Raw genomic sequence first — 22,515 nt, 5'->3', positions numbered from 1 at the left:
ACGACAGGGTGCGAACATGGTCATCGCGGTTCCCCATCACCATTGCGGGCCACGAACAGGCCAGCATATTGCGGAGCGGTAGTCGTAATGTCGCGCACCGGAGTTGCAGCCGGAGCCTCGCTCGATGCGCCATCATTTGCCGTAGGATCGGCATTGGCGACGCGCTCGGATTGCGCGACGAAGAGCGGTGAGCGCGTCCAAGCATTGGGATCGGCGGCTGCGACCGTAACGGGAGCAAGGGCGTCCGAGCTGCCGATGACAGGTGCGAGCGTGGCAACGTAGGCGCGGGTTTCGGCCGGTAGTGGGCGGCCGGAGAGATATTCTTCATAGCGACCGGGACCGGCATTGTAGGCCGCAAGAAAGCCCGGCGAACCGTAACGATCGTGCATTTCACGCAGATACGCTGTGCCCGCCAGAATGTTGTCGCGCGGATCGTAGGGGTTCGAGCCGAGCCGATGACGGGCACGCAGATCGGTCCAGGTGGCGGGCATGATCTGCATCAGTCCCATTGCGCCGGCCGAGGAGACCGCGCGGACGTCGCCAGCACTTTCGACGCGCATGACCGCGCGAATCCAATGCTCCGGGACACCGAACCGTTGCGCGGCCTCGGTGATGAAGGTGGCATAGGGATCGACGCGCACCGGTCGTTCTGTCGGCGGGGTCTGCGCCTTTGCGGTGGCGCTCAGGGGCTCGGCAAGCAGAAGGCCGGAAAGGAGAAAGAGGGCTGCACGTCGGAGGGCGATCCTCCCTCCGACGACAGGCGGGATGCGCGCGGCGGGCATCGTTCAGTCCCGCTCGCCGCGCTTAGGCGGGCGATTCCAGTGCAGGCCCCAGGCGGACTTGTCGTCGGTCGACTGGAACAGGTTGGCGCGGATCGGATGATCGAAGGTCGGATCGTCGAGTTGCAGCGAGACGTATTCGCCGGCCTTCTCGCCGGTGCGCTTCCAGCCCGCGCCGATCTCCGCGCCGGTTTCGTTGCTCATGGTGTCGAGCACATGGACGCGGAAGTCCGGTGCGTTCTCTGCATCGGACGGTTCGGCCGCGACGATGATGATGTCCTGATGCAATGACAGCGTCGTCAGGTGGCCGATGAAGCCATCATTCTCGCGCGTGAATTGACCGATCACGGGCATTAGTAATCTCCTTCAAGTTGCGGTGGACAGGGTCATGGGCGCGCCGTCACCGCGTCGGCGCGGGCCAGACGAAGCGGCCATCGCCATCCTCGTCGGTATAGAGAGGAGTGGCCCGGCCGATCACGGCAGCGGCCGGGAGTGGCCCGAAGTAGCGACCGTCGAGGCTGTCGCGGACCTGCCAGTTCATCAGGAACAGCTCGCCGCCCGCGACCAATCGGCAGCCCTGCCACACGGGGAGCGGGCGACCACGACGATCGCGGTCGAGGGCGTCGCCCAACGGCACGCCGTCGACAGTGATGGCGAGCCCGGTCCGGCAAACGCGCTGTCCCGGGAGCGCGGCGACGCGCTTCAAAAGCGGGACGCCGCGCGGCAGGTAGCCGCCATCGGACAGGAAGGTTGCGAGCGGCTCGGGCGCGTCGACGGCGACCAGGTCGGTCGCTTCGAACGTGTCGCTTGGGCTGATCGCGTAGAGGCCGATCGGCGTGCTGGCGGAGGCGTTCCAGATCAGCTTCGGCGCGAACGATGCCACCGAGGCAATGCCGAGAAGCGACACGGCCGCCGTCGTGACGATGGCGTAGGAGAGCCGGGTCATGCGGCGATCTCCCGGCGCAGGAGGAAGGCGCGGTGCTGGCGCAGTCCATAGGCGCGCGGCATTTCGCCGACGGTCACCCGGTTGTGGACGTGGCGCCAATGGTCGGGCGATACCTCGATCGGATCGATCCCGCGCGCCTCGATGGCGTCGATGAGCTGGAGCACGCGCTCAACCTTCGACCAGCCATCGACATGCAGCAGAATCTCTGCGCCGGGTGTGACCGTCGGAACGGTCTGGCAGGCTGCGCCGCGCTCAACCGTGCGCAGGATGTCGAGCCGCGAGAGAACGGTGCCGTGCTCGTTCGCCGCCCAGCGCACGAGCGCGAGGACGCTGCCGGGAGGGAAGAAGAGGATGCGACGGCGGCGGCCGAGGATCTGCTCGCGCCGCTCGCGGCCGAAGCGGACCCAGTGCTCGGTCTGTTTCTCGATCCAGACGAGTTCGATCTGGGTGAACGCTTCGGGCGGCAGCTCGGCGGCAGCACGGCCGACGCGCATTGGCGCGGGGACAAGGCCGGTCATTATCCTTCTCCTGACGGGGGTGGGAATTCGCGCTCGAACAGCGCGCGCAGCATGTCGGCGACGGTCTGGCCGCGCTGAAAGGCGGCGATCTTGATGCGGCCGCGCATGTCGGCGGTGACGTCGATGGTCAGCCGGGCCGAGAAGTCCTCGGCGGGCCGGCCACGCGAGGCCTGGCGTTCGGGCGCCTTGATCCAGTCTTCGGGATCGGCAGGACGCGCCGCAAAGCTGCGCTTCGGGGACCGCTCGCTCATGCGCCGATCCTCGCGACTTCTGCCGCGAGCGCGGCGATCTCGCGCGCGCCGGGGCAATCCTCATCCTGCTCGGCGGCGAGCCGGCCGGTCTGCACGACATCGGCGAAGACGATGCGCTGGCCGATCGTCGTCGAGAGCAAGGGCGGGTCGTGATCCGCCAGCGTCTCGGCGGTCTCGCGCGCCAGAACCGTGCGGGCCGCGCAGCGGTTCAACACGAAACGCGCGGCGAGCTGCGGGCGATAGATGCGCGCCTCGCCGAGCAGCGCCAGCATTTCCGCAGAGGCCCAGCCGTCGAGCGGCGATGGCTGCACCGGGATCAGCACGAGATCGGCGGCGAGCAGCGCCGAACGCATCAATCCGGCAACGCGCGGCGGGCCGTCGATGACGACATGGTCGGCATCGCGGGCTAGCTCCGGCGCTTCACGGTGGAGCGTGTCGCGGGCCAGGCCGACTACACCGAACAGGCGCTCCAGCCCCTCCCGGCTACGCTGCTGCGACCAGTCGAGCGCCGAGCCCTGCGGGTCGGCGTCGATCAGCGTGACGCGCCGTCCGCGGCGAGCCCATTCGCCAGCAAGGTGAAGGGCGAGCGTCGTCTTCCCGACGCCGCCTTTCTGGTTGAGCAGCGCGACGATCATGACGGTCTCCCGGCGATCGGGGACTCGTCCACAGCGGCCGAAAAACGCGGTCGCGTTAGAAAGATTCCGTAGGAATCTAAGTTAGATAAGTTAGAGGGCGCGCAAGTTGCTGATTCAGCGCGAGGAATCGACGATTCCGGTCCCCGATAGCACGAGAGTCCGGTCCCCGATGGCACGATAGTGCCGGTCCCTGATAGCACGAGACGATTCACAGCTTATCCCCAGGGCGATAGTTGGTCAGGCGACGACGGCGCGGGATGCCAAGAGCACCCGGGTCGGTCGGCACGAAGGAGAGGATTTCGGGACCGCCGAGGCATTGCTCGATGGTCAGGCGATAGCCCGGCAGCGGCTGGCGGCGGACGATATCGCGCAGGTCGTAGGCGAAATGCTTGAGCGGCGAGAGGCTGCCCGACTTGGCGTGGAGGTGCGGGAAGTCGAAGCTCCAGCCGAACTCCTGTTTGCCGCCGTGCTTGCGCACGAGGCGATAAAGCCAGCGCTCCAAGCCGCCGGTCAGGCCGAAATAATTGCGGTCGATCGTCAGGACGAGCGCGTCGTCGAGAACGGCGGCGTAGAACCAGTCCGGCACGATCAGCTCGAGGCCGAGCGGTCGGCCTTTGCCGTCGGCGCGCTCCTTCCATTCATTGATCCAGGAGAAGCGGTGCAGCCGCCGCTCCGTCGGCTGGCGGATCGACGTCGCGATGGTGGTCGACTGAAGTCGGTCGAGCGCGGCCTTCAAACGGTCGTAGTCACGGAGGGAAACGCCGCGGCCGATGAACTGTAGAATCTCGTAGGGCGTGGTCGCCATCAGCCGTGACGGCCGCAATCCGTGGTCACGTGCCTCGACGATCTGGGACGCAGCCCAGATCAGCACGTCGGCATCCCAGATGGTGGCCATGCCGTGCTCGGGGACAGCTTCGACGCGGATGACGATGGAGCCGGTCTTGAAGTCGATCGGCGCCACCCGCTTGGACTTGCCGAGCGCGAAGAATGGATACGCCATCAGGTCTTGGGCATCGCGCGGGGCGAGATCGCCGGGCAACGCCCGGAAGAGATCGAGCTGCTCGCGTTCGCTGCTATGATGACGCGCCGACATTCGCGGATCGCTCAGCGCTGGGGGGCGTGGCTGCCTGCCGCGCCTGCCGGTTCGTGACGCTTTGCGGGCAGGATCGTGTCGGTATCCGCGGTCGAATTCTTGGTGCCACGATTGGCCCAGGCCTGCAGATCCGCGATCGCATAGACGACGCGACCGCCGAGCTTTTTGAAAGCGGGTCCCGTGCCGTAGGTCCGATGCTTTTCCAACGTGCGGCCCGACAGGCCGAGGAAGCGTGCCGCCTCAGGTGTACGCAGGAAGCGAGGGGGAACGTGGACTGTCGCGCTCTCGGCCATGATCGAAGCTCCGTGTGGTGCTGGGGTGCTGCCGGATGACGGCGGCGGTTCCAGCGCACGGTCGATCGATCGAAGGCGATCCGCGATGTCGAAGATTTCGGGAAATAGTCGACACCCCAGAGGGGCGTCCTTGCTATGATTTCCGTGGGCGCCGGAGCAGGTCGCGATAGCCACCGCGCACCAGCTTCATTCCGTCGCGAGCGAGGCGTATGGTCGTCTCGCGCAGCGCATCGCCCGCCCAAGAGGCTGCGTCGATCTTGTGATTTGGGAAGAGAGCGATGGCGATCGCGCGATAGGTCTGACGCTCAAGGCGCGCATCGACTGCTCGGAGCATTTGTCTAAGGCGCTGTCTACGCTGAGTGGTCAATCGCGGGTCTGGCGACGTCGGCGGTGAGCGCAGGCCGCGCCAGTATCGCGCGATCGCCTCAAGACGATCGGGAGTCGCATCATCGAGAATGACGATTGCGGCGGTTGGGCGCCCTCCGGTCTCAGGGTCGATCAGCCGCGCCCAAATGTCCCCGCCAACGGCCTCAATCCGCTCGGTTGTAGGATTTGCGGAGGGTATGCGTGGGACGTCATCGTCCGAAGCAGGTGCTGCCCATGTGGGAGCAGCCTGAAGGATTAGTGTCCACGGGTCGGCTTCGGGCGTCCAACTCGTGTTTGCTGACGGCGCAGGGATGTCTGGGTTGGCTGCGAAAAGACAACCCCCATTTGTTGGATAACGCCTTGAGTGCGGACGCGGAGTCGTGTCCTTCACTGCGAAGCAACGCGTAGTCCCGCTGATACTCCGGATTTCGCCTCAGGAATTCCCAGGCCAAATCTGGAGCGTCAAGCTCATCGATGTAATCATAGGCGGTTGAGATCCGCCATCTGCCTTGCTCCGGCATCGTATGGCCTCCCACCCCTCGCTAAGCACGAGGACTGCAAGCTCTAACGATGCTCGGTAGAGTCGCAATTTGGGAAGCCCGAAGACCAGAGCGGGTGATGCAGTTATTGCATCACCTCCGGCTCAAATCGTTAATGAAAGCAGGTGCGGATCAGGTCGCGAAATCCATTCTGGGTCATCCAATGCGCACGGGCCAGATGGTTTCTATAGACCTCTTCAGCGCGAGACTTTTCGCATTTTGCGTCGATGCCGAAGATGACTTCCGCCACTTCTTCCCAAGGCGCGCCGTCGGTTTCTGCGTCGAGCAGGCGCAGATATGTCTTCAGATGCGCCCGATCGTAATCGGTCAGCCGAGCCTCCGTCGGAGGTTGGTCGAGATATTCGATTCCAGTCATCGTTAACGCCCCTCCCGGTTCATAACCGAAACGGATGGAGTTTGCACGGCGGTGATAGCGTAACGACGGCGGTGTTCGACGGTTTGCGCCACTTAGGCCCTTCGTCGTGCTCGCTCACTGTTTTGCCGGACAATCATCACTCCTTCGCCCTGGTCGGAGTTGAGGAAAACGATGCCGTTTTCCTCTAGCGCCCGCCGGACCTGATCGCGCGTCGACTCGTGAACGGCGAGCCCGCTTTCGGACTCAACGCGCTTCAGAGCGGTCAGCGATACCAGGGCCTTGTCAGCGAGCGTCTCCTGATTCCATCCCAGTAACGCGCGTGCGGCCCGAGACTGTCGGGCGGTGATCATGCATGACCACCTCCTACATCCGGGACTGCGCACGCCACGAAAACGACTATAATAGTCGCCTTTGGATCGAATGGCGAGCCTAAACCGCGCCTTCGCGCTGGTTGCCGAAGAGCGTTGCAGCAAACCGATTCGGTCGCCGAAACGCCGAAGGCCCCGGCCTTTCGGCCGGGGCCTGGTGCTTTGGCTCAATCGCTGCGGCGACCGTTCGAGCGAGACCAGATCAGCGAGTGGCTTTCTCCGTCCTCGTCATCGAAGAGGTTGGCGTAGATTGGGGCATTGAAGCTCGGATCGTCGAGCTTGAGGCCAAGGTAGTCGCGGCCTTCGTTGGAGCGCTTTGACCAGGCGGCACCGATTTCCGCGCGGCCGACCAGAACCCGGTGGCTGGGGGCATTTTCGCCCGTGGCGCGCTGGTCCGGGACGATGCGCACGTTCTTGGCCTGGACGCTGAGGGTGACAATTTCGCCGGTGAACTCGTTCGAGCCGGTCTTCTTGAAGGTGCCGATGGTCGCCATTGTAAGTCTCCGTTTTCCGTTCCTGAGCCCGCACCATTGCGGCCTCGATGGCGATCGGTTGGCCGGAGGCGATTGACGGCGCACCCCGAAGGGGCCTGACAGCTAAGGAGGACTTTCTTGTCTCGCGAGAAATGGCGGCGCAGCCGCCAGGGGAAGAAAGTTTGACGCGGCTGTTGCGTCATAGGCAATCGAGGCGAAGCCGGCCTTAGGCCAGATCAGGCCATTGGAGAGGCCGTTTGGAGCGGTCGTGTGACGGGGAGAAGCGGAGAGCTGGCGGCCCGCCGCTGCCGCCAAGATGACATCGCTACGAACCTTACCGGCGAGCTGCCGTCCTTTGTCCGGGCCGATCACGGCATCCTGACCCGGGCTGCCTCCGGCGGACATCCCCGTATCAACGGATCTCGGCTCTCGCTACGACGGCTGACGCTTCGCCTGCACCCGCCGTGCGCCGCTCTCCGGGCCGAGCGACGATCCGCTTTCCAAGCCCTGCAACCGCCCGTTCTCCTGACGGGACTCGCTGCTTTGATCATCGCTCTGGTTCGCACCATGACGAAATGCGTGACGTCAAGCCCGAGCGAGGTCCCGGTCTGTGGGGCCGCTGGCTGTGGCCATTCCCGCGACCCGGACGAAGGCCGTGATTCCGACAGCGATGGCCCCGACGACGGAGAATGTGATCTGCCAAGCGTCCGACGGCATCAGGTGCTTCACGATGCCATGGGTGGCGTGGAAGCCCGCGATGGCTGCGGGCGCGACGAAGATAATGGCGACGCAGAGCTTCAGCCACATAGGCCGCGCGAAGGTGATGAGGAGCTGGCCGATCGCGAAGGTGACTGCCGCGGCGACGACGCCGACCAGGATCGCGCCGGGAATGCCGGCGCCGGTGTCATAGGCCCAGGCTCCTGCGGCGAAGCCGACGAAGGCAGGCAGCGCGAACACGGCCAGCGTGAACAACAGCCAGCAAAGCAGGCCTATTGCTGCGAGAGATGCGAATATAGCGAGGATAATCATAGTGGTGGCCTCCGTGCCAAAAGGTCTGACGGTTGCGCCTGCCACCACCACCACGGCGCGACAGCAGTATAGCGGAAGTTCGACTGTGCCGGGAGCGGAAATCGCGGCCGATTTCCGCGTCGGCGGACCGGGTTGCCCCGGTCAGGCGAAAGGATCGATCTCATGGACGATCGCTGCGGTGTCGCCGTCGTACTCGCTGGCGGGCATCACGGAATGGGTGCCGTCGCCGGCCTGGAAGATGACGATGGCGGCCATCAGCGAGGTGGCGAGGCTGAAGGCGAACGCATGTGCTTGCTTGAGGGACATCGACCCGGCTCCTGTTTCGAGCGGAGGACCATCCCCCGCTGACAGGCGCGCGAAGTGTCGGACTGGTCGCTGCAATCACCGCGCAGGCGCAGCCGCAGCGGCGGCATGCTCGCATAGCCGACCCTTTACGGGTTGATGGCGACAGGCGATCAGTCTGACCAAGGATCAGCGCAAATAAGCGGGGGTGCGTCGGCCGTCCGAGAATGGTAGTCGATGTTTTTCAACAGCTCAGCCACCCTGACTTCACCCGGATGTCTCGCGTAGCCGAGGCGATATTTACTGGCGGGGGACCTGTGGCGAGTGGATTTCATGTACCTGACGGCAACGAAGCGCTTCGGGCGGATATTCCTGCGATCGTCGAACTGATCGAACGAACCGCCCGGTGGGTTCATCCGGACACTTTCAGGGCGCTGCCGGTGTGGGCACCGCATACGGCCAGAGGCAGACCGCTCTATGACGCGGGCTGGACCCGCCGCTACACGAACACCCGCAAGCTGACTGGTGTGACCGCAGAGAAGTTCGAGGGCAATGTCGCCGCGCTCAACGCTCTGGTCGCCGCGCTCGACGTCGCGTCACCGAAGCCCAAGAATTGGACCGTTTGCCACATCTGGGGCTACGACGATCCGTCCTTTGCGCAGCACAGCAACGTCGTGCAGGACCCGCGCTACTTTTCTTGCGTCGCGAACATGGTGTGGCTGCCGACTTCGCTAAAGGGCTTCACCGACACGCTTCCCGAGATCAAGGCGATGCTGCGCGTCTGCTCGTTTCATCTCTACGGATGGGCATGCGAACATGAATCCGTGCGAGCCCAGGCGGAGCAAGTGCGATCGGGCTGGGTGCCGAACGATTATCCCGCGAGCTGGCCGAGCCCGGAACGGAAGGGCATCTTGCCGCCGGGCACTGCGCCCTTCACGTCGCGGATCGAGCGAGAAATCACGAAACGAAAATCGAAGATGCGGTCCGATTTGGCCAATACGGACTATCTCCACTATCCAAAAGCTCAGGTGGAGGAAGTGCTGACGTTCTGGAACGTCGGGCTGAGCTAGACGGCGCTTACGCGCCGCCGAACTTCCAGACGGGGATGCCGAGCTTCTTGGCCTTGTCGGCGAGGTTGTCGTTGATGCCCGTGCCGGGGAAGTGCATCACGCCCTTCGGCACGATCTCCAGCATGACGTCGTTGCGCTTGAAGGGCGCGGCGCGGCCGTGCTTCGTCCAGTCGGGCGCAAAGCCGATCTGCGGCACGTTGCGGCTTTTAGCCCAGAGCGAGGCGATCTTCTCCGCGCCCTTCGGCGACTTGCCGTGAAGGAGGACCATGTCGGGATGCTTTTCCTGCACTTGGTCGAGCTTGGCCCAAATCAGTCGGTGATCGTTGAAGTCGAGTCCGCCGGTGACGACGATTTTCGGGCCTGGTGGCAGAAGGATTTCCTGCTCAGCCCGCTTCTTCGCCATCAGGAAGTCGCGACTGTCGATCATCGCTGAGGTGAGATTGCGATGGTTGACCTTCGATCCGCTGCGCGGAAGCCAAGGCTTGCCGACATGGCGTTCGTATTGTTCGGCGGCTTGATCGCGTATCAGTTCGAAGGCGTTCTGGCGTTCGATAAGCGTTTGGCCCTCGGCGATCATGCGCTCAAGTTCGACCGATTTCACCTCGCTCCCATCTTGTGCGCGTTGTCCGCGACGTTGCCCTTGCTCGTTGTCGTCAAGCTCGCGTCCGATCCGCTCTACGGCACGGTGGAAGAGGTTGACGGTCGACCAGAGGAGATCGTCGAGGTCGGGTTCAAGGCGGGTGTCCTCCAGCGTGACGATCAGGGCGTCGAAGATGTCGGCGACGGCGCCCGCGACTGCATTGCCGTCCGGGAGGAGCCGCTGATCCGGTTCATCGGCGAAGGGCCGGTAGCCGTGGAGCTGAAGTTCGTTGAGGACGTGGTCGGTGGGTGAGGATTCATGGTGCGGTTCGAAGTCGTCATGCGCGTTCATGGGATGCTCCGTCGGTAGGACCGCGACCGTCGCGGCCTTCATGGCGACGAAGCCCACCGTCGGGACGGCCTTGCACCCGGAGCGCAGCGCAGGGCCGAAGCGCAGCGGAGGATGGCGAAGGACGGCTATTTTGCCTCGCGATGGAAAGGCGCGGTACGCGCCGCCGGAAAATAGTCGGCCGCCGACATTGCCGGGCCGGCCCGACTGTGGGCCGATCGCCCTCTCGAAGGCCGAGGCGCGGCCCTCTGGGGCATCCAGACGGGCATGGCGGCTCCGCCGCCACCTTCCTCCCTGCTGGCTATGCCGTGAGCGCCATGAATCGATCGACGTCCTGCGGTCCGATCTGCATCCGGGTCTGACTTCTGAGCGCGTCAATGCCGAGGGTGCGGAGATCCTCGTTGAAGTCGCCGAGCTGGGGCGAGATGACGATCGCCTCGATCCCAACCGCGTTCGCCCGTTCGATGAGGCTGTCGCGTGCGCCGTCGCCGGCCGGATCGTCGTCGCGCAGGATATAGAGCCGCCGCAGCGTATCAGGGAACAGGATGGCGGCGAGATGGGCTGCGGAGAGAGCGGCCATCATCGGCATGGTGGGCAAGACCTGTCGGACGGACAGCACGGTCTCGATCCCTTCGCCGGCCGCCATCACCTCGCTACCGGACCCGAATCGTACCGCGTTGCCGAGTAGGTCTCCCATGGCTCGCCGCGGTGTATCGAGTGGTGCCTTGTCGCGGCGTTGCGGGTCGAGCCAGGTACGATGCGCCCCGGTGATCCTGTTGCGGAGATCGGTGACGGCGGCGATCATGGCGGGCCAGGTCTCGGTTGGCGAATGCTCGTCGGACCGATAGTAGCAGCGCGGGTGGAAGTGGAGATTTCCGGTTTCACGTAAATCCGTAATGCCGCGTTCGCGTAAATACGATTGTACGAGCGAGCCTATGATAGGCTGCGACATACCGAACAGGCGGCGGGCCGCCTCGGGTGAACCGTGTGGCGCCGGTGCCTGACGTGGATTTGCCGGCCCTAGGTCGGGTAGTGGCATGCTGAGGAAGGTTCGCGCCTCGTCGGCGACGTCCTTGAAGTCGATGAGCCCGCAGCTCTCGCGGATCACATCGAGAAGGTCGCCATGCTCGCCAGTCGCGGCATCGGTCCATTTTCCTGCCGGCCCTTTCGGAGAGTCCTTGAGCCGTACGTACATCGAGCGGCCCGGGGTGTTACGCACGTCGCCGACGAGCCAGTAGCTGCCCTCGCGCCGCCCGCTGGACAGGTAATGGCGGCATGCCGCCTCGGCCTGTCGACCGAGACGCTGCGCGAGATCGGATGCATCGTGTCGGGGCATCACGCGGCCTCCCGTTCGGAGATGCGCGCCACCGGGTAGGTATCGAGCAGCTTGGCGAGCACCGCTGCCCCGCTGGTATCGACCGGCACGAAGAAGCGTAGCTTCCAGGAGATAATCTCGCTGAACAGGCCATAGGCCCGCAGCCGCTCGCGCATCGCCTCTGTGAAGCCAGTCAGTTCCAGGCGATGGGCGCTCATCACGCGGGCGCGGCGAAGCTGGAGGCCCTCGGCGAGATCGAGGATCGTGCTGCCTTCCATCAGTGCGGTGAATGCGTGTTCCGGCGTCAGCGTGCTCGCCCCCTGCGAAGCGGCGTTGGCGGCCAAGGCCGGCGATACCCGGCGACCGATGATGCGCTCGCCCGCGTCGGTTTGGAGCCGATATACCCTGGTCGACTCGGCCGGCAGGCGCTTCCAGATCGGCAGCAGCAGGCCGGCGACGATGTGGATCGTGCTGTCGGAGAACTCCGGGATGTCGGAAAGCTCCGCCTCCCATGCGTCCGCGAAACGATCGCGATTGGCTTCCTCCCAATGGCTCTCATCCATCATGCGCAGCGGCGCATAGTGTTGCTCCATGGGGCGGATCAGGCAGACGCGGCGTTCGATTTCGCCATCGTCGAGCATCATGGACGGTGCTGGCGTTTGCACGGCGGCGCGGCCGGAGCGACCGTTAACGAGCAACCGCGCACGAGGATCGGCAAGGTGGCTGAGGGCTTCGACCAGGCTGCCGGGGCGATTGCGTTCCCGGCGCGTGATGGTCAGGAGCCGCGTCTCCGCGCCGGTGCCGGGATGGACGTGGATGATCTGGCTGTCGGCTACCACGAAGCTCTCGGCCTGCAGCGTCTCCAGCCCGACGTCATAGTGGCCGCTGCGGATCGCGCCCTCGATCTTCGCCGTTAAAAGCTGCTCGAAAGCGGTGAATAGGATGCCCTGCAGCTCGATGGTCAGCGCTAGTAAGCGATTGAGGAAAGTGGTGATCGGCGGCAATTCGTCCTTTATGCCGTTGTCGTCCGTCAGCTTGAGGCCGGTAGCGGTCTCGAAGCGATCGAGTGAGCATTCCTCGACCTTCCCGCGCACGAGCAACAGGTAGAGCTGTCGCAGCGCATCGCGCGCATAGTGGGATTCAAGGTTGTCTTCGGGCCGGAAGAGGCCTTGGCCGCCGGTCTGGCGCTGGCCGCGCGTTATGGCGCCGAGCGTGTCGAGCCGGCGCGCGATAGTAGAGAGGAAGCGCTTCTCAGCCTTCACGTCAGTGGCGACCGGCCTGAAGAGCGGCGGCTGCGCCTGATTTGTGCGGTTGGTACGGCCGAGTCCTTGGATCGCGGCGTCGGCCTTCCATCCAGGCTCCAGCAGATAGTGAATGCGCAAGCGCTGGTTCCTGACACCGAGGTCAGCGTGATAGCTGCGTCCGGTGCCGCCCGCCTCGGAGAAGATAAGGACGCGCTTGTCGTCGTCCATGAACGAGGCCGCCTCGGCCAGATTGGCCGACGCCGCCCGGTTCTCCACGGCGAGCCGCTCGCCCTTGCGCACCACGCGGCGCGAGCGACCCGTCACCTCGGCGACGACGTCCGTGCCAAAGCGCTGAACGATTTGGTCGAGCGCGCCAGGCACGGGCGGTAGTGATGCCAGCCGCTCGATGAGATCATCGCGGCGAGCGACGGCTTCTCGGCTTTCGACGGGCTGACCGTCGCGGAAAACGGGGCGGGATGAGAGATTGCCCTCGTTGTCGGAGAACGGCTCGTAGAGCTGCACCGGGAAGGAATGGGCAAGATAGTCCAACACATATTCACGCGGCGTGATGTCCACGCGCACGTCGTTCCATTCCTCGGTCGGGATTTCGGCCAGGCGGCGCTCCATCAGGGCTTCGCCGGTGGAGACGATCTGGATGACGGCGGAATAGCCGTCCGCCAGGTCCCGCTCAATCGAGCGGACAAGCGTCGGCGTCTTCATGCTGGTCAGGAGATGGCCGAAGAATCGCTGCTTGGCGCTCTCGAAGGCTGATCGTGCGGCTGACTTCGCCTGACGGTTCAACGTGCCGGTATCGCCAGTGATGTTCGCAGCCTGCATGGCCGCATCGAGATGGTTGTGGATGATGGCGAAGGCGCCGGCATAGGCATCGTAGATGCGGGTCTGCTCGGCTGTGAGCTGATGTTCGACCAGCTCATATTCGACGCCGCCATAGGAGAGTGAGCGCGCCGTGTAGAGGCCGAGTGCGCGCAGGTCGCGGGCCAGCACCTCCATGGCCGCGACGCCGCCATTGTCGACGGCCTCAACGAATTCGGCGCGGTTGGCAAAGGGGAAATCCTCACCGCCCCACAGGCCGAGGCGCTGGGCATAGGCGAGATTGTGGACGGTGGTCGCGCCGGTCGCCGAGACGTAGACTACGCGGGCGCTCGGGAGCGCGTGCTGGAGCCGGAGCCCCGCACGGCCCTGTTGCGACGGGGTCACGTCGCCCCGTTCTCCCTTGCCGCCGCCGGCGTTCTGCATCGCGTGGCTCTCGTCGAAAATGATCACTCCGTCGAAATCGGAGCCCAACCATTCGACGATCTGCTTGACGCGCGAAAGCTTCTCGCCGCGGTCGTCGGACCGTAGCGTAGCGTAGGTGGTGAATAGGACGCCTTCGGTCAGTCGGATCGCGGTCCCTTGCGGGAAGCGCGAGAGCGGCGTGACCAGAAGCCGCTCCATGCCGAGCGCCGACCAGTCGCGCTGTGCGTCCTCCAGCAGCTTATCAGACTTGGAGATCCACACCGCCTTGCAGCGTCCCTGGAGCCAATTGTCGAGGATGATGCCTGCCGACTGACGACCCTTGCCGGTGCCGGTGCCGTCGCCGAGCATGAAGCCACGGCGGAAGCGAACCGCGTTCGGGGCATCGTCCCGCGCGGCGGTGACCAGATCGCCAGTCTCATCGACGGTCCAGGCTCCGGCGAGATATTCGCCATGAGCCTCGCCGGCATAGATCACCGTCTCGAGCTGGGCGTCGGAGAGGATGCCGTCGGCGATGATCGCCGCCGTCAGCGTCGGCCGGTAGCTCGGCTTCGGCGGCGCGACCGAGGCCATGGCGGCGGACTGCACCAGCTTGGTCGGGTGCGGCCGCGCGCCGGCGATGCGGATCGACTGGAGCGCATACGCCTCATAGATCGAGTCCGACAGGCGGCCGCTCTCCGGCGGCATCCAGTCTATCGTCTCATAGGCGAGCGGCTCGCCTTCGAGCTGGGCGATCCGGCGGGCGGGCTGGGCTGTCGTCGCGCGGGCGAGATAGCCTCGCACCGTGCGCAGCGTTGCGGCCGACGTCGCGGTGGGACGCGTGATCGAGACCGGCAGGCGCGCGGGAAGCTGCGCATCGATCCAGTCGAGCAGCGTCGCGACGTCAGGCGCGATCCCGGCGGAGCCTGGGAAGCGCTCGGGATCGTCGGCCGGCGCCTTGTCGATGACGGTCAGGCGGGTCTCAATGGTCGTGCCGTGCTTGGCATAGACCGAGCCGGCGATCGCCGCGGTGAAGACGACGCGCCCGCGCTCCTGCAGGCGGACGAAGGCGTCCCGCCATGCCGGAAACTCCGGCGAGAAGTTGGCCCCGGTGATCGCGACGAGGCGTCCGCCATCGGCAAGCCGTGCGAGTGCCGAGGCGATATGGCGATACGCGGCGTCGGCGACCCGCCCCGTGACGTTCGCCATCACCGAGAATGGCGGGTTCATGATGATGACGCTCGGCACGGCGGCCGGATCGAGATGGTCGTCGATCTGGGCGGCGTCGAAGCGCGTGACGGGCACGGCCGGAAAGAGAGAGGCGAGAAGATCGGCGCGGGTATCGGCCAGCTCGTTGAGGATGAGCGCTGCGCTCGCGGTCTCGGCAAGGACGCCGAGCAGACCGGTCCCTGCGGAAGGCTCCAGCACGCGGTCGGCCGTGTTCAATGTTGCCGCCGTCAATGCGGCGAGACCGAGCGGGACCGGTGTCGAGAATTGCTGGAAGGCCTGCGCCTCCTCGGATCGGCGCGTATGCGTCGGCAGCAGTCCGACGATCTTGGTCAGCGCGGAGAGCCGTGAGGCTGGCGATGCGGCTCTACGAAAAAGCGGCTTTCCGTACTTGCGCAGGAACAGGACGGTCGCCGCCTCGCAGGCGTCGTAGGCGGTTTTCCAGTCCCAGGCGCCCGACGTGTCGGACGCGCCGAAGGCGGCCTCCATGACGCTGCGCAGCATGGCGGCATCGACGGTGCGGCCGTGTTCGAGGTGGGAGAGGATGCGCTCGGCGGCGGCGAGAATGGCGGCGGCCGGCACGCGCGGAAGCGAAGCCGCCTGAGCGGCGGGGATCGGAGCATGAAGCATGGAGGGAGACCTCGGAGAGCTGGACAAGGGAGAGCCGGCCCGGCGCTCTCTCTCGACCGGACGGGCTCAAACCGTCCCGGTCCACCTCGAACTCTCTCGATGAAGGCGCTTGAAAGTATTCGCCCGGGATCTATATCGATGATGTCAGGGTCGCTGTGCGCGAAGCACGGCAAGAACCGCTTGCGGCAATAGCCGCAATAGCTGAACTGCCCGAACCAACGGGCCGCCGCTGACCTGCCAACGCGAGTTTCGCGGGCGGGTCTCGGCTGTGCGGTTCACCGGTTCCCGTCTCCTCTCAAAGCCGCTGAAGATGGAGAAACGAATGGGAAAGATTCTGACATTCCCAAAGCAATTGATAGCGCCGATCAGGGTGCGAAATGGGTCAAAACATCGGATCAGCGTGGAGGTGCTGGATGACGTAAGACCGCGGCGCACGCGATGGGCCGTGCAATTTGAAATCCAAGAGGCGTCGGGTTTTGCGGCGCTCGACGGATTTACCGATGCAGCGGTTGCGGCAGGCTACAGGCACCGGTTCTTTGTCAGCACTACACGAGCTGTCCGGCGGTTTGTCGCCGAAACCTCGGACCTGGTCGCCGATGGTCGGATTGCCCTGTGGATCGACAATGTGCGGGTCCAGCCTCAGATCAGAAAGCTGGCTTGAAAAAAGGGACCGGAGCGCAGAGACGCTCCGGTCCCGTGTTTATTCGGCCGCGACGAGGCGGCATTCTTCGTCATCGGCATCAGCATCGGCCGCGGTCTCGTCGTCACCGACGAGGAAGGCTGGCAGCGTTGCGCCGTCGCCGTCTTCACTCGCGACCTCCGACGTGGACGCCTCGGCATCGTCGATCAGCCGCAGCGGCTCCGGCAGCCAGCCGCTGTCGGCCAGCAGGCGCTCTGCCTCCTTGGCCATGTCGCCCTTCTTCAGGTGGTCGATCAGCTGCGCGGCCTGTTCCCCGGCGCCCTCGCGGACCGCTTGGAGGATGCGGGACTTGGTGACGCGGCCGAGATAGTTGCCGACCGTTGGACGCCAGCCGACCCGTACCATGTCGAGGCCGGTGGCCCGGGCAAGCCGGTCTGCCTGGCCGAGCCGCATGTCCAGCCCGTGCTGCGAGACGCCGTTGCCGCCATAGGGGTTCGGCTTCTCGTAGAGCGCGTTGACGCCGTAGCTCACGCAATGGGCCAGTAGCGCCATGCGACTCATTTCATCGAGCGCCGCCAGCCAGTCCCAGAGCGCATCGTCGTCAGCGGGAACGTCGCTCGCCCAGCCTTCGTGGCGCTCATGCACGGCGCGAGCCGACGGGCTGTCCTTCATCGCGTCGTCTTGCGTCGGGAAGAAGACGTGGTTGACCGAGGCCTCCAATGCGCCTTTGTACATACGGTGCTGGAAGGTGTCGGACACCAGCTTGTGCAGCAGCGCGGTCATGGCGACGTGCGGATTGTCGGCCAGCGCATTGCGCAGCGCCAGGGTGCGATGGGCCGTCAGCTCCGTGACGAGGCGATCGGGCAACGGCTTGATGACGTCGTCCTCGTCCTCCTCCGCCTCGGCGGGCTGCCCGCCAATCGTGATGACGGCGCGCTGTACGACCGGATCGGCCGCATCGGTGCTGGGTTCCACGCTGGCCTCGCCGTCGGGAGTCAGCGGTGCTTCGTCCTGGGCCCGGACATAGCCGCGATCAATGTCGAGGCTGCCGTCATGCGTGATGCTGATGAATACACCCGCGCGGCCGATTTCGTCGGGCTCGTAGCGCACCGGTCGCGCTTCGAAGGCTGCGAGCGCCGTCTCGATCTCGCCGAGCCGCTGATCGACTTCATCCGGCAGCTCGTCGGCGTCCTGATACTCGGCTTCCAGCTTGGCCATCTCGGCGTTCAGTGCCTCGATTGCGGCTTGCTCGTCAGCCGAGAGGTCGAGTGCTTCGCCCCGTAGCTCGCGCAGACCGCGCGTCACGTCGAAGGGGAAGCTGACTGCGACCTCGATCCACTTCCAGCCCTCAGCGGCGACTTGCTCGGCCGTGGCCTTCAGCTTCTCGGCGACCAGGCGGTCGAGCAGACCCGCGTCCTGCAACCAGCCGCCGTCGTCGGACTGGAAGAGATCGCGCATGGTGACGCCGCCGGCGGCCTCATAGGCCTTGACGCCGACGAACACCGCTCGCTTGTCCGAGGCGCGCACCGTGGTCTCGGTGAGCATGCGCCGGATCTGGTACGGCTCCTTCGACCAGGCGTCCTTGATCGCGTCCCAGACCTGTTCCTGGCGGGCATGGTCGCGCGACACGGTGAAGGCCATGAGCTGCTCCAGCGTCATGCCGTCCTCGGCATAGACGTCGAGCAGCGCGGGCGACGCGGACGCAAGCCGTAGACGCTGCTTCACGACTTGGGCCGGCACGAAGAAGGCTGCGGCGATGTCTTCCTCGCTCATGCCCTTGTCGCGCATGTCCTGGAAGGCGCGATACTGGTCAAGGGGATGGAGCGGCGCGCGCTCGATATTCTCGGCGAGCGAGACCTCCTCAGCGAGGATGGCGCTGTCTCGCTCGCGCACGATGCAGGGCACCGGCGCGATTTTGGCGAGGCGCTTCTGCTTAACCAGCATCTCCAGCGCCCGGAAGCGGCGGCCGCCGGCGGGCACCTCGAACATGCCGGTCTCGTTGCCGTCGGCATCGGCGACGGGCACGACGCTGAGGCTCTGGATCAGGCCGCGCCGGGCGATCGAGGCCGCCAGGTCCTCGATCGAGACGCCGGCCTTCACGCGCCGGACGTTCGACTGGCTGAGCACCAGCTTGTTAAAGGGGATGTCGCGCGAGGACGACAGGACGATCTTCTGAGCAGCAGTAGCCATCGGGATTTACTCCGCGACGGGCGGCCGAGAGACTCTCTCTCAACCTCCAACCCGTCACGGAGCGAAGCGCCGCCCTCTTCCTCTAAAAGGGGGCAGCGCCACGAACCGGTGAATCGGAGAGACACGGAAGCGCAAAGCCGGAGACATGGAAAACCGCATCTCCGGCTTCACGGGGATCACGCTGCTCGATCGAGCAACTTCTTGGCCTTGGCCTCCATGTCGAGGCGGGCGTCCTGATGGGGTTTGTCGCGCGCTACGGCGGTGATGCCCTGCACGAAGTCGAAGATGCTTTCGGGCGGGCGGCCTTCCTCGGCCAGCACCGTGTCGATGATTTTCCCGGTCTCCGCCTTGGAGAAGCCACGGCGGCGCAGGAAGTCGGTGCGGTCTTCGTCGGTCTTTGCGACGATCCGTTCGCGAGCAGCCTTGATGCCGTTGACGAAGGGAAGTGGCGAAGAGTTCGCGAAGTTCAGAAGCGCCGGGGCGGCCTCATGCGCAAACCGGTTGGCGGCATATTTGGAGTGGCGGATGGTGATTTCCTCGAAATCCTCCACACCCCACAGATTGCGGTTCTGGCAGACCGCGCGAAGATAGAAGCTCGCCATCCCGAGTGTCTTGGCGCCGACTTCCGAGTTCCAGCAGTAAAAGCCCCGGAAGTAGAGGTCGGGCGAGCCGTCCGGCAGGCGACCGGCCTCGATCGGATTCAGGTCATCGACCAGAAACAGGAAGACGTCACGATCGGAGGCGTAAAGCGTCGTCGTGTCCTTGGTGATGTCGACGCGCGGATTGTAGATGCCGGTCGACCAGTCTAGCACGCCGGGCACCTTCCATCGGGTGTCGCCCGTGCCGTTGCCGGCGATGCGCTGCACGGCTTCCACCAGCTCCGCGTCGAATATCCGCCCGTAATCTGGGCCGGTGACGGCGCGAAGTTCTGTGCGGCCGTCGTCGGTCTCCAGGGTCTTGATCTGCTCTGCGCGATTGGAAGTCAGGCCATATTGCAGGTTGATGGCAGCGAGCGGGGCCGGAAGTTGGCGTAAATAGGCGGCAGGGGCGCCGACGAGCCCTGCGAGTTGGCCGAAGGACCAGTGTGTCGGTGCAACAGCCGCATCGGTGCCGGGCAGAATCAGGGCCAACCGCTCCGGATCGTTACGGTTCGCCTCGACATGGATCAGCGCGCTCTCCACCACGCGAGTCCTGCTGCGATCGGCGCGGTCGCGCACCGACCTGGCCAGCTCCGACAGCGATAGATAACGTTCGTCGGCCGGACGGGAGAACCATTCGGATGAGACGCGGCCGTTCCGGTCGCCGCGGCCGACATCTACCTTGTAGCCGCCGCTGGGGTCACGGGTCGCATCGAGAACCTGCATGTTCATGGGACCAATCTCCACGACGGGCGTGGGAGCCTCTCTCCCAGCTATTCACCCGTCACGGAAAACGGTCCGCACTCTTACTCTAAGGGGCGTTGCGGGGTGTCCCCGCAGAAGGGGTCGACCGAGACTTAAGGCTCGGTCGCAGGGGAAGGCTTTCCCCCAGGAAGCGGCGCACGAGGCACCGACGACGATTGCGTAGCGGTTGATCCACCTTCTGAAAGGCATAGACGCGGAGCATCATGCATGGACCTGCGGCCGTCAGTGCGCTTCAGCGAGAGCTACAGCATCCGGACCCGCGGGAAATCGAAGCCGGCCGTTTACATCATGTACGGCGTTCCAAACGCTTTCGGCCACATCGCTTTCCCGGGTGGTCAGCGCCGGCGCAGCAAAGCCTTCCATGATGGGCTTGGCGAAATCAGCGTATTCGCCCGGGAGTAGCTGGTCGAACGGGATGATGGCGTTCGCGCCGAAATTGGTGGTCGGTGCGTAGCCCGGCTCGACCAGCTTCACCGAGATATCGAAATAGGCGAGCTCATGGGCAAGAGAGCCGCTGAAGCCCTGGATCGCCTGCTTGCTCGCGGTGTAGGCGGCAGCCAGCGGGAAGGCGCCAAGGGTGACGCTCGAGGTCACATTGACAATGATGCCCGAGCGACGGGCCCGCATCTGCGGGATGACCGCCTGACACATCGCCATCACGCCGATCGTGTTGGTCTCGAACAGCTGGCGCACCAGCGACATCGGCGTCGCCTCGAACGCCCCGACTGCGCCGACGCCGGCGTTGTTGACCAGCACATCAATCGGACCAGCGGCTTCGATCAGCGCCGTGATGCTCGCTTCGTCGGTGACATCGAGCGGCAGAACACGCAAGCGGCTCGCATCACCCGCGAAATCGGCCGCCTCCGGCCGCCGCATCGTGGCGATCACATTCCAATCGAGGGCCAGGAAATGCTCCGCGATTGCCTTGCCGTAGCCGGACGAGGTTCCGGTGATGAGGATGGTCTTGGTCATGTCAGTCTCCGCTGGTTTCGTTGCCGCAGAGATAGACGGGGCGGTGCATACGGTCTATAATCAGAAAGCCAGATTTAATTATGGATCGTCCAAACATGGATCCGCTTAGCGATATGGTTGCCTTGTTGCGCCCGAGTGCCGCGGTATCGAAGCCGATCTCCGGGCGAGGGCGCTGGGCTGTTCATTATGACGCGCATGACGCGCCTGGCTTCACGATCATCCTGTCGGGCAAGGCGTGGCTGACGTTGGATGGCGAGGAGCCGTTGCGTCTCGCCGACGGCGATTTTCTATTGCTGCCGACCACGCCCGCCTTCACGCTCGGGAGCGAACCCCATATCGCCGGCACGCCTGTCACGCCGCATACTGAAGCCGTCCGGCATGGCGACCCTGATGGCGCGCCTGACTTCATGGCCTTGGGCGGGAGCTTCACCTTCGAGCGCGTCAACAGTCCGCTCCTGCTCTCGCTTCTACCCGAGCATATCCATATCCCGGCATCCGAAGGCCGGTCGACGCGGTTCGGACGGTTGATCGATCTCCTCGCTGAGGAATGCGCCACCGACTATCCCGGCAAGGAGCTGATCATCCGGCGCATGCTGGAGGCATTGCTGGTCGAGGCGCTTCGCTGGCGCAGCCTTGGCAGTGAGGCTGTCCCGGCAGGCCTGTTGAGCGGGATGCAGGACCCGGCGATCGCCCGCACGCTACAGGCAATCCATGCCAATGTGCGCGCTAGCTGGACAGTAGCGGAACTCGCGAACATCGCGGGCATGTCGCGCTCAGCCTTCTCGGCTCGGTTTGGTGAAGTGTTGGGATGCGCGCCAATCGAGTATCTGATGCGCTGGCGCATGGCGATCGCCAAAGACGCTCTCGCCCGCGGCGACAAGACGCTTGATCGGATCGCGGAAGAGATAGGCTATGAGTCGGCCAGCGCCTTCAGCACTGCGTTTCGTAAGCGCCTCGGATGTCCTCCCGGAAAGTTCGCGCGCGTCGCGGCCTAAGCCCATTCAGCGCGAACGCCTCTACCGGAGTTAGGGGCCCACTTGCCGGCGAGATGGACTGACAAACCGGCATTGAGTGCCTGCTGAGCGAGGTGGGTGAGCGCGTCGATATCGGCGCGCTGATCAGGTCTTGGCGCGAAGGAGCACCGCGTGCGCGCAAACTCGGATTTCCTCAAAGGCGGGTTTCAGGATTTCAGAAGGCGAGGGCGGCCTGCGTCTCGCGCAGCAGAGAGACGCGGAAGCTCCCTGCAGGTAGGGGGCGGAGGAGTTCCTCTTCCTGACAAGACCGGTCGAGCCAGTCGAGGCGCTGATCCCGGCGCAACACCGCCATTTGACGATCGTGATATGGTTCGACATCCGCATTGGCGGCCGTTGTCAGGATCGCATAGGCCTCGGGCCAATCGCGTGTTGCGGGCCTCCAGATGCCCGCGAAATAGAACCAGTCGCCGTTGGCGAGTGCGAAGCTGTAGTGCTTGCCCTTGCTCCGGTGTTGGAATTCGGACGCCGGTATCAGGCAGCGATGGGACGGGAATGTCCTGCCTTCGGCGCGCACGACGGTGAATGGCCTGCCGTCGGGTTCGCGAGGCTGAAGGCCCCACGGCAGTTCCACCATCTCAACATCGCCGCCGTCGCGCCGTATGATGACCCGGCGTTCATCGAGCGATGCGTCGGAATCAAAAACCTTCGCGCTCATGATCCGAGAACATAACAAGAACGCGG

At 64.9% G+C, this 22,515-nt stretch carries 25 protein-coding genes; 3 read left to right on the top strand and 22 right to left on the bottom strand.

Annotated elements, in window-relative coordinates:
* Positions 1 to 20: 20 nt before the first annotated feature.
* The 15 genes from DMO26_RS07750 to DMO26_RS33595 all read right to left on the bottom strand — a co-directional run bounded on the left by DMO26_RS07750 (position 21) and on the right by DMO26_RS33595 (position 7,972).
* The gene (locus tag DMO26_RS07750) at positions 21 to 782 is read right to left on the bottom strand and encodes a lytic transglycosylase domain-containing protein (RefSeq protein ID WP_117191434.1); all 762 of its coding nucleotides are present in this window, start codon (positions 780 to 782) and stop codon (positions 21 to 23) included.
* A 3-nt stretch (positions 783 to 785) separates the two neighbouring features.
* Complete coding sequence (locus DMO26_RS07745; RefSeq protein ID WP_117191433.1) at positions 786 to 1,133, bottom strand: DUF736 domain-containing protein; 348 nt, start codon at positions 1,131 to 1,133, stop codon at positions 786 to 788.
* A 46-nt stretch (positions 1,134 to 1,179) separates the two neighbouring features.
* Positions 1,180 to 1,725 carry a S26 family signal peptidase gene (locus DMO26_RS07740; protein ID WP_117191432.1) on the bottom strand — a complete coding sequence of 182 codons (546 nt, stop codon included), beginning with the start codon at positions 1,723 to 1,725 and terminating at the stop codon, positions 1,180 to 1,182.
* Positions 1,722 to 2,243 carry a DUF2840 domain-containing protein gene (locus tag DMO26_RS07735; RefSeq protein WP_117191431.1) on the bottom strand — a complete coding sequence of 174 codons (522 nt, stop codon included), beginning with the start codon at positions 2,241 to 2,243 and terminating at the stop codon, positions 1,722 to 1,724. Before DMO26_RS07735 ends, DMO26_RS07740 begins: the two co-directional genes overlap by 4 nt.
* Positions 2,243 to 2,494 carry a ribbon-helix-helix protein gene (locus tag DMO26_RS07730; RefSeq protein WP_117191430.1) on the bottom strand — a complete coding sequence of 84 codons (252 nt, stop codon included), beginning with the start codon at positions 2,492 to 2,494 and terminating at the stop codon, positions 2,243 to 2,245. Before DMO26_RS07730 ends, DMO26_RS07735 begins: the two co-directional genes overlap by 1 nt.
* The gene (parA, locus tag DMO26_RS07725) at positions 2,491 to 3,129 is read right to left on the bottom strand and encodes a ParA family partition ATPase (RefSeq protein WP_117191429.1); all 639 of its coding nucleotides are present in this window, start codon (positions 3,127 to 3,129) and stop codon (positions 2,491 to 2,493) included. The genes DMO26_RS07730 and parA overlap by 4 nt, the downstream gene beginning before the upstream one ends.
* A gap of 208 nt (positions 3,130 to 3,337) precedes the next feature.
* Entirely contained in the window at positions 3,338 to 4,222 is an 885-nt protein-coding gene (locus DMO26_RS07720; protein ID WP_117191428.1) for a replication initiator protein A, read from the bottom strand.
* A gap of 11 nt (positions 4,223 to 4,233) precedes the next feature.
* Positions 4,234 to 4,515 carry a helix-turn-helix transcriptional regulator gene (locus DMO26_RS07715; protein ID WP_117191427.1) on the bottom strand — a complete coding sequence of 94 codons (282 nt, stop codon included), beginning with the start codon at positions 4,513 to 4,515 and terminating at the stop codon, positions 4,234 to 4,236.
* A gap of 133 nt (positions 4,516 to 4,648) precedes the next feature.
* A complete protein-coding gene (locus tag DMO26_RS07710) occupies positions 4,649 to 4,972 on the bottom strand; it encodes a DUF2285 domain-containing protein (protein WP_226951227.1) in 324 nt (107 codons plus the stop codon).
* A gap of 118 nt (positions 4,973 to 5,090) precedes the next feature.
* Positions 5,091 to 5,402 (bottom strand): transcriptional regulator domain-containing protein, encoded by a 312-nt coding sequence (locus tag DMO26_RS34340; RefSeq protein ID WP_226951218.1) that lies wholly within the window; start codon positions 5,400 to 5,402, stop codon positions 5,091 to 5,093.
* A 130-nt stretch (positions 5,403 to 5,532) separates the two neighbouring features.
* Positions 5,533 to 5,796, bottom strand: coding sequence for a DNA -binding domain-containing protein (locus DMO26_RS07700; protein ID WP_085737040.1), 264 nt, complete (start codon positions 5,794 to 5,796; stop codon positions 5,533 to 5,535).
* A gap of 92 nt (positions 5,797 to 5,888) precedes the next feature.
* Positions 5,889 to 6,146 carry a helix-turn-helix domain-containing protein gene (locus DMO26_RS07695; protein WP_117191426.1) on the bottom strand — a complete coding sequence of 86 codons (258 nt, stop codon included), beginning with the start codon at positions 6,144 to 6,146 and terminating at the stop codon, positions 5,889 to 5,891.
* Between the two features lie 185 nt (positions 6,147 to 6,331).
* The gene (locus tag DMO26_RS07690; RefSeq protein ID WP_117191425.1) at positions 6,332 to 6,658 is read right to left on the bottom strand and encodes a DUF736 domain-containing protein; all 327 of its coding nucleotides are present in this window, start codon (positions 6,656 to 6,658) and stop codon (positions 6,332 to 6,334) included.
* A gap of 564 nt (positions 6,659 to 7,222) precedes the next feature.
* Positions 7,223 to 7,666 carry a hypothetical protein gene (locus DMO26_RS07680; RefSeq protein ID WP_117191424.1) on the bottom strand — a complete coding sequence of 148 codons (444 nt, stop codon included), beginning with the start codon at positions 7,664 to 7,666 and terminating at the stop codon, positions 7,223 to 7,225.
* A 141-nt stretch (positions 7,667 to 7,807) separates the two neighbouring features.
* Complete coding sequence (locus DMO26_RS33595; RefSeq protein WP_162894760.1) at positions 7,808 to 7,972, bottom strand: hypothetical protein; 165 nt, start codon at positions 7,970 to 7,972, stop codon at positions 7,808 to 7,810.
* A gap of 203 nt (positions 7,973 to 8,175) precedes the next feature.
* Here DMO26_RS33595 and DMO26_RS07675 point away from each other — a divergent pair, with 203 nt between their 5' ends.
* Entirely contained in the window at positions 8,176 to 9,018 is an 843-nt protein-coding gene (locus tag DMO26_RS07675; protein WP_162894759.1) for a hypothetical protein, read from the top strand.
* A 7-nt stretch (positions 9,019 to 9,025) separates the two neighbouring features.
* Here the strand turns inward: DMO26_RS07675 and DMO26_RS07670 are convergent, their stop codons facing one another.
* The 3 genes from DMO26_RS07670 to DMO26_RS07660 form a co-directional block, all read right to left on the bottom strand.
* A complete protein-coding gene (locus DMO26_RS07670; protein WP_117191510.1) occupies positions 9,026 to 9,949 on the bottom strand; it encodes a DUF2493 domain-containing protein in 924 nt (307 codons plus the stop codon).
* 298 nt (positions 9,950 to 10,247) lie between these two features.
* A complete protein-coding gene (locus DMO26_RS07665; protein WP_117191422.1) occupies positions 10,248 to 11,282 on the bottom strand; it encodes a DUF7146 domain-containing protein in 1,035 nt (344 codons plus the stop codon).
* Positions 11,282 to 15,595 (bottom strand): strawberry notch family protein, encoded by a 4,314-nt coding sequence (locus tag DMO26_RS07660; protein WP_117191421.1) that lies wholly within the window; start codon positions 15,593 to 15,595, stop codon positions 11,282 to 11,284. The genes DMO26_RS07665 and DMO26_RS07660 overlap by 1 nt, the downstream gene beginning before the upstream one ends.
* Before the next feature lie 322 nt (positions 15,596 to 15,917).
* On the opposite strand from DMO26_RS07660, the gene DMO26_RS07655 reads away from it, so the two are divergent.
* Positions 15,918 to 16,256 carry a hypothetical protein gene (locus tag DMO26_RS07655; RefSeq protein WP_117191420.1) on the top strand — a complete coding sequence of 113 codons (339 nt, stop codon included), beginning with the start codon at positions 15,918 to 15,920 and terminating at the stop codon, positions 16,254 to 16,256.
* Between the two features lie 39 nt (positions 16,257 to 16,295).
* Here the strand turns inward: DMO26_RS07655 and DMO26_RS07650 are convergent, their stop codons facing one another.
* From DMO26_RS07650 to DMO26_RS07640, 3 genes are all read right to left on the bottom strand, one after another.
* Positions 16,296 to 18,425 (bottom strand): ParB/RepB/Spo0J family partition protein, encoded by a 2,130-nt coding sequence (locus DMO26_RS07650; protein ID WP_117191419.1) that lies wholly within the window; start codon positions 18,423 to 18,425, stop codon positions 16,296 to 16,298.
* A gap of 176 nt (positions 18,426 to 18,601) precedes the next feature.
* On the bottom strand, positions 18,602 to 19,795 hold the full coding sequence (locus DMO26_RS07645; protein WP_117191418.1) for a DUF932 domain-containing protein: 1,194 nt from the start codon (positions 19,793 to 19,795) through the stop codon (positions 18,602 to 18,604).
* 255 nt (positions 19,796 to 20,050) lie between these two features.
* Positions 20,051 to 20,800, bottom strand: coding sequence for an SDR family oxidoreductase (locus DMO26_RS07640; protein WP_117191417.1), 750 nt, complete (start codon positions 20,798 to 20,800; stop codon positions 20,051 to 20,053).
* 95 nt (positions 20,801 to 20,895) lie between these two features.
* On the opposite strand from DMO26_RS07640, the gene DMO26_RS07635 reads away from it, so the two are divergent.
* Positions 20,896 to 21,795 (top strand): AraC family transcriptional regulator, encoded by a 900-nt coding sequence (locus tag DMO26_RS07635; RefSeq protein ID WP_117191416.1) that lies wholly within the window; start codon positions 20,896 to 20,898, stop codon positions 21,793 to 21,795.
* Positions 21,796 to 21,988: 193 nt separating this feature from the next.
* Here DMO26_RS07635 and DMO26_RS07630 read toward each other — a convergent pair whose 3' ends face one another.
* Positions 21,989 to 22,492, bottom strand: coding sequence for an SOS response-associated peptidase family protein (locus DMO26_RS07630; protein ID WP_205421186.1), 504 nt, complete (start codon positions 22,490 to 22,492; stop codon positions 21,989 to 21,991).
* Between the last annotated feature and the right edge of the window lie 23 nt (positions 22,493 to 22,515).

Origin of the sequence: Rhizobium terrae, assembly GCF_003425685.1 — a bacterium.
GTDB lineage: Bacteria > Pseudomonadota > Alphaproteobacteria > Rhizobiales > Rhizobiaceae > Neorhizobium > Neorhizobium terrae.
The sequence above is the reverse complement of the archived record's forward strand: the minus strand, read 5'-3'. Positions and strand labels throughout refer to the sequence as shown.